Origin of the sequence: Cypionkella sp., from assembly GCF_036782355.1 — a bacterium.
In the GTDB taxonomy this organism is placed as follows: domain Bacteria; phylum Pseudomonadota; class Alphaproteobacteria; order Rhodobacterales; family Rhodobacteraceae; genus Cypionkella.
This window is the reverse complement of sequence record NZ_DAIPZF010000061.1, coordinates 1-5118: the sequence shown is the minus strand read 5'-3', so window position 1 is coordinate 5118 and position 5118 is coordinate 1. Positions and strand designations below refer to the sequence as shown.

Sequence of the window (5118 nt, the reverse complement as noted above, 5' to 3'; positions counted from 1 at the left end):
GTGGCGCTTTGGTGTCTGCGATGAAAAAACATGGACGCGGCATCACGGCTATTTCATCGGATTCAGGCGTGGCCAAAGACGGCCACATGATGCATCTGCCCCCTTTTCGCCTGCGCTACGGTCATCAAGCTGGCTGCCGGTTATCTACCTGATGGCGGCGATATGACCGAGCTTTCGGCCACCGCCACCTCGACCAAGCAGAACCTCTGGATGGACTAGGTGAAAAAGGTGAGGGGCACCTCGCCAAACCTCAAAGCGATCATCGCTGATGGGCGCTATCGCCTTGCCACGGCTTTGAACGTTTAGGAAATAAGGCAGTGATGCAAAAATATGCTTTCAAGATGCGGCTGAACCCGGGTCAATAGCAGGAATATATCCGCCGCCATCACGCGCTTTGACCCGAGCTTTCCGCACTGTTATGCGCAGCAAGTGTCTAGGGGGCGTGATACTTCACATCCAAAGCATCAATCGCATGCACATTGCTGGCGCTCCGGCCTTGGGCGTCAAACTGCTCGGCCAAAAAGGCTTCGGCAATTGACTTGGCCAGTTCGGGGCCAATCACTCTTGCGCCCATCGTGATGATTTGCGCGTTGTTCGACAAGGCCGCCCGCTGCGCCGAATAGGTATCATGGCACAGCGCCGCGCGAATGCCCGGCACCTTATTGGCCGAGATGCAGACGCCAATGCCAGTGCCACAGACAAGGATAGCGCGGTCATACTGCCCCGCCATAACAGCCGAGGCAACACGATCGGCCAGATCAGCATAAAAGGCATCGGGCAAGGCTGCGATGCGCGACAGATCGGCGACGTCGTGATGCGATTGAAGATGGGCGGTCAGGGTGACCGCAAGGCCCTCGCCTGCACTGTCGCCCGCGATAGCGATTTTCATGGTCTTTCCTTTTTCGTTGCAGCGAAATGGGTTAGAGACTGGGTTAGAGGGTAGCAGAAACGCGGGATAGGATGTCGAGATAGCCGTCAATCGACCAAGCCGACCTTCCAATAAACAAACCGTCTATATGCGGACAGCTGATCAGCTCGGCGCAGTTCTGCGGGTTGACAGAGCCGCCGTAGAGGCAAGGAATGCGCCGCCCCAACATGTCGTCGGCAAGCTCAATCAGCTCGCCTTGGCGGGCATTGGCATAGTCGGGGCTGGCGGGAATGCCCTGCGCACCGATAGCCCAAATCGGCTCGTAGGCCAGCAGGATCGGCGCTTGTTTTTGTGCATCGCTCAGAAGGCCCAGCGCGGCAACCACCTCTTGCGCCAAGACCTCACGCGCGCGGCCCGCGTCGCGGTCAGCCAGCGTCTCGCCGATACAAATCAGCGGCACAAGCCCGTGGCGCACCGCCGCCTCGACCTTTAACCCAACGGTTTTATTGGTTTCGCCAAAATGGCGGCGGCGTTCGGAATGGCCCAGCTCCACCATATCCAAACCGCAATCGACCAGCATTGGCGGCGAGATCTCGCCGGTCCAAGCGCCGGCATCCTCCCAATGCATGTTTTGCGCGCCCACCTTGACCGAGGTCTGCGCCAGCGCCGCCTTGACCTGCCGCGCCGAGGTAAAGGGCGGGATCACAAAGCGTTGCAGCCGCGGATCACAGCTGGCCTCGGCCTTGGCCAGCCCTGCGGCAAAGGCCAAAGCCTCGGGTAGGGTCTTGTTCATCTTCCAGCTTGTGCCGATCCAAAAGCGGGCTTGGGTCATGCGCGGGTCTCCTGCTGAGAAAGGGCCTCGATCTGGTCGCAAAGTTCCGTGATAATCAGCGCAGCCGAAACCGCACCTGGATCACGGTGGCCCAGGCTGCGCGGCCCCAAACGGGCGGCACGGCCAAGTGTGGCGACCATATCAGCGGTTGCAGCGGCCCCGGCTTGGGCGGCGGTGCGCATCTTTGCGGGTGCGGCCTGCGCCAAAGCCGCCGCTGGGGCCCAGACATCCAGCATGGTTTTCTGACCGACCTCGGCCTTGCCGCGATGGGCGATGCCCTGTGCCATTGCAGCGATGATCTGGCCCACCTCGGCCAGCGGCATCTGCCGACGCGGCCCAATCGCTTTGGCAGCATGCATAAAGCCCGTGGCATAAAGCGGACCAGACGAGGCGCCAACCGCATTCAAAAAGCCCTTAGCCGCCGCGTTGAATTGGTCTTGAAAGCTGGGATCGCTCAGGGCTGCGACGGCCTGATGCGCCGCAGCCATGCCCTGCTCCATCGCAATGCCATGATCGCCATCGCCAATCTCGCCATCCAAGCGACAAAGCGCATCGCGCTCTTGCGCCATCACAGCGGCAAGGCGGGCAAAAAGATCGGTCAAATCCGTAGTGTGATACATCTCTAGCCCTGCCGAAACATGGCGCAATCGCAGGGATGATCCAGCAGCGGTTGCAGGGTTTCGTCCAGATGCATCAGCGTGATCGAGGCCCCTGTCATCTCAAGCGAGGTACAGTAATTGCCTACCAAAGTATGATGAATTACCAGACCCGCCTTGGCCAGACGCGCTGCAACCCGCGCGTTCAAGATATAAAGCTCCATCAGCGGCGTCGCCCCCAGCCCATTGACCAAGACCGCAATCCGGTCGCCCGTGACCGGCTGCATCTGTGCCAAAAGCGTGTCGAGGATTTCATCCACCACTGCATTGGCCGAACGCAAAGCCTCACGGCGCAAGCCAGGCTCGCCATGTATGCCCATACCTATCTCCATCTCGCCCAGCGGCAGCTCAAAGTTCAGCCGCCGCGTTTGCGGAAGCGAACAGGCCGAAAGCGCGACCCCCATGGTAAAGGTGCGCGCATTGGCGTGACAGGCCAGACGCGCGACCTCGTCCAGCGGATGGCCAAGATCAGCCGCCGCCCCGGCCACCTTGAAGATAAACACATTTCCCGCCACCCCGCGCCGCTTGTCGCGCGCCGGTGCCGAGACCGCGTCATCAGTGGTCACAACCGTACGCACCTCGATGCCGTCCAACTCCAGCATCTCGGCGGCCATGGTGAAATTCATCACATCGCCAGCATAATTGCCGTAAAGGAACAACACCCCCGCCCCGCCCTGCACCGCAAGGCTTGCGTCAATAATCGGTTGCGGTGGCGGCGAGGCAAAGACATTACCAATGGCCGCCGCATCGGCCAAGCCCTTGCCAACAAAGCCCAAAAAGCTTGGCTCATGGCCCGAGCCGCCGCCAATCACTACGGCCACTTTGCCCGCACGTGGGCCGTGGCGCGCCACAATCGCACGCGGCACCGGCCGCAGCAAATGGCTGGCATGCGCGGCCATGACACCGTCCAGCATCTCCTCGACCGCATCCTTGCCGTCATTGATCAGTTTTTGCGTCAGGCTCATGTTTTTTCCTTTCACAGATGCAGATCTGAAGCGCCACTGTCGATATGGGGCGACCAAAAGGCGATTGATTCCGCGATTTGGGCGATCACCTGCCGATCATTCGGCTCGCGCTCTTTAAAGCTGAGTTCCAGACAGATCTCATTGTCGCGCGCCCCACCTTCGGCAAAGGCTGCCAACAGCTCTTGCGGCTGAATGCGGCCCTTGGCGTTGAATTCGGCAGTAAAGGGGCGATGGCCCCCCTTATCCATCAGCGATTGCTTGATATGGATAATCGGAGACAGAGGCGGAACCGCGCGGGCCCAAGCATAGGGGTCATAATCGGCGGGATCAGGGCTGGTGACATCGCCATGATCAATATCGGCCATCATCCACATCGGAATCGCCAGCTTTGCCGCAGTGATGCGGGCTTGTAGCGCTGTGGCCGAGGCAATGGTCTCGCCAAACTCGCGGCCAACCGACATCGGCTCCCAAAACAGAAACTGCAAACCAACGGCTTTGGCATGTTCTGCCAGATCAGCCCAATGCGCGAGCGCGATTTTGATCAAATCCTCGCGCCGTTTCGGGTCATCGAAATCGGCATAGGTGAAAATCGCAAACTGAGTGCCAAGCGATGTGCCACCCAGATCGGCAATGATGCTGGCAAAGGTCTTGAACCACTCCAGATAATAGCGGCGCACCTCGGCATCGGGGTGGCCAAAATGATTAAGCCGGCCATAGGGGCCCGTCATCCCCGAGGTCACCCGCACCCCGCGCCGTGCCATCGCCGCACGCATCGTTTTTGTCAGGCGGTGTACCGTGGCTGCGGGCCAAGCAGGGTTGATGAATTCATGCGTCAGTTGCAGATCCCGAATACGCAGATCACGGGCGGTCAACTCGACCAATTCTGTGACATCGGCAAAGCGGTTCACCAAAGGGTTGGTGTTCAGGGAAAGCGTCAGAGCCATGCTGCATCCTGTGAAAGATCAAAGGCGGGGATTACAAAATCGGGGCGGGCGGTTTGTGCGCAAAGCGCGGCCAAGGCGGCATCGGTAAGGTCGGCATGCAGGCCGCTACGCACCAGTGCTGTCGCATGTCCTGCGCGCTGGCCGCCCAGAATGTCATGCGCAGGGCTGTCGCCGATACAAAGCACCCGCGCCGGCGCACAACCGGGCAAGCGCGCCGCGGCTTCGGCATAGATCAAGGGATAGGGCTTACCGATCCATTCGACTGGCCCGCCCATCTTGGCATAGGCCGTGGCAATGGCGCCTGCACCCGGGCGCAGGCCGCGCGGCGTCAGCATCGTCATGTCAGGATTGCTGCACAGCATCGGCACGCGCGCCGCAGCGGCGGCGGCCAAAAGCCGCTGGTAAGACGCCATAGAGAGGCTGTCGGCTTGGCTACCTGCCAGCAACAAAAGATCGGCCGCCTCGGGCTGCATCACGCGCTGCGCATCCAAGCCCCTGATACCACTGTCATCCTCGTCGCGCGCATGCAGCCAGATCTTGGTAGGGTGCGGCAAATCGCTGCCAATGCGCCGCGCCAAAAGATGATAGGCCGCCTCGCCCGAGGACAGCACCATGTCAAAGCTGTCACGCGCAAAGCCAAGCGAAACCAAGCGCTTGGCATTGGGCTCGGCGCGCTTGCCAGAGTTTGATAGCAAAAGGATCGGCTTGCCCAGCTTGGCCAAACGCTGCAAGCTGGCCGGCGCAGGCGCAAAAGCGGCCTTGCCATCCAAAAGCACGCCAAACTGATCGATCAAAAAAGCGTCGAAATCTGCGGCGATACTGGCAAGATCGGTGGCAATCATTGCGCACCTCG

At 60.4% G+C, this 5118-nt stretch carries 6 protein-coding genes; all 6 read right to left on the bottom strand.

From position 1 onward, the window contains the following. Positions 1-433: 433 nt before the first annotated feature. Positions 434-889 carry a D-erythrulose-4-phosphate isomerase gene (gene derI, locus V7Q10_RS15195; protein WP_333869984.1) on the bottom strand — a complete coding sequence of 152 codons (456 nt, stop codon included), beginning with the start codon at positions 887-889 and terminating at the stop codon, positions 434-436. 43 nt (positions 890-932) lie between these two features. Beyond that, positions 933-1700 (bottom strand): triose-phosphate isomerase, encoded by a 768-nt coding sequence (locus tag V7Q10_RS15190; protein WP_333869983.1) that lies wholly within the window; start codon positions 1698-1700, stop codon positions 933-935. Continuing rightward, positions 1697-2320, bottom strand: a complete 624-nt coding sequence (gene dhaL, locus V7Q10_RS15185; RefSeq protein ID WP_333869982.1) for a dihydroxyacetone kinase subunit DhaL — start codon at positions 2318-2320, stop codon at positions 1697-1699. The genes V7Q10_RS15190 and dhaL overlap by 4 nt, the downstream gene beginning before the upstream one ends. A gap of 2 nt (positions 2321-2322) precedes the next feature. Next, positions 2323-3321: a dihydroxyacetone kinase subunit DhaK gene (locus V7Q10_RS15180; protein WP_333869981.1), complete on the bottom strand. Its 999-nt coding sequence runs from the start codon at positions 3319-3321 to the stop codon at positions 2323-2325. Positions 3322-3332: 11 nt separating this feature from the next. After that, a complete protein-coding gene (locus V7Q10_RS15175; RefSeq protein ID WP_333869980.1) occupies positions 3333-4265 on the bottom strand; it encodes a sugar phosphate isomerase/epimerase family protein in 933 nt (310 codons plus the stop codon). Further along, a partial coding sequence (locus V7Q10_RS15170) for a TIGR01459 family HAD-type hydrolase (RefSeq protein ID WP_333869979.1) occupies positions 4256-5118 on the bottom strand: 863 nt, incomplete at its 5' end. The genes V7Q10_RS15170 and V7Q10_RS15175, both read right to left, overlap by 10 nt.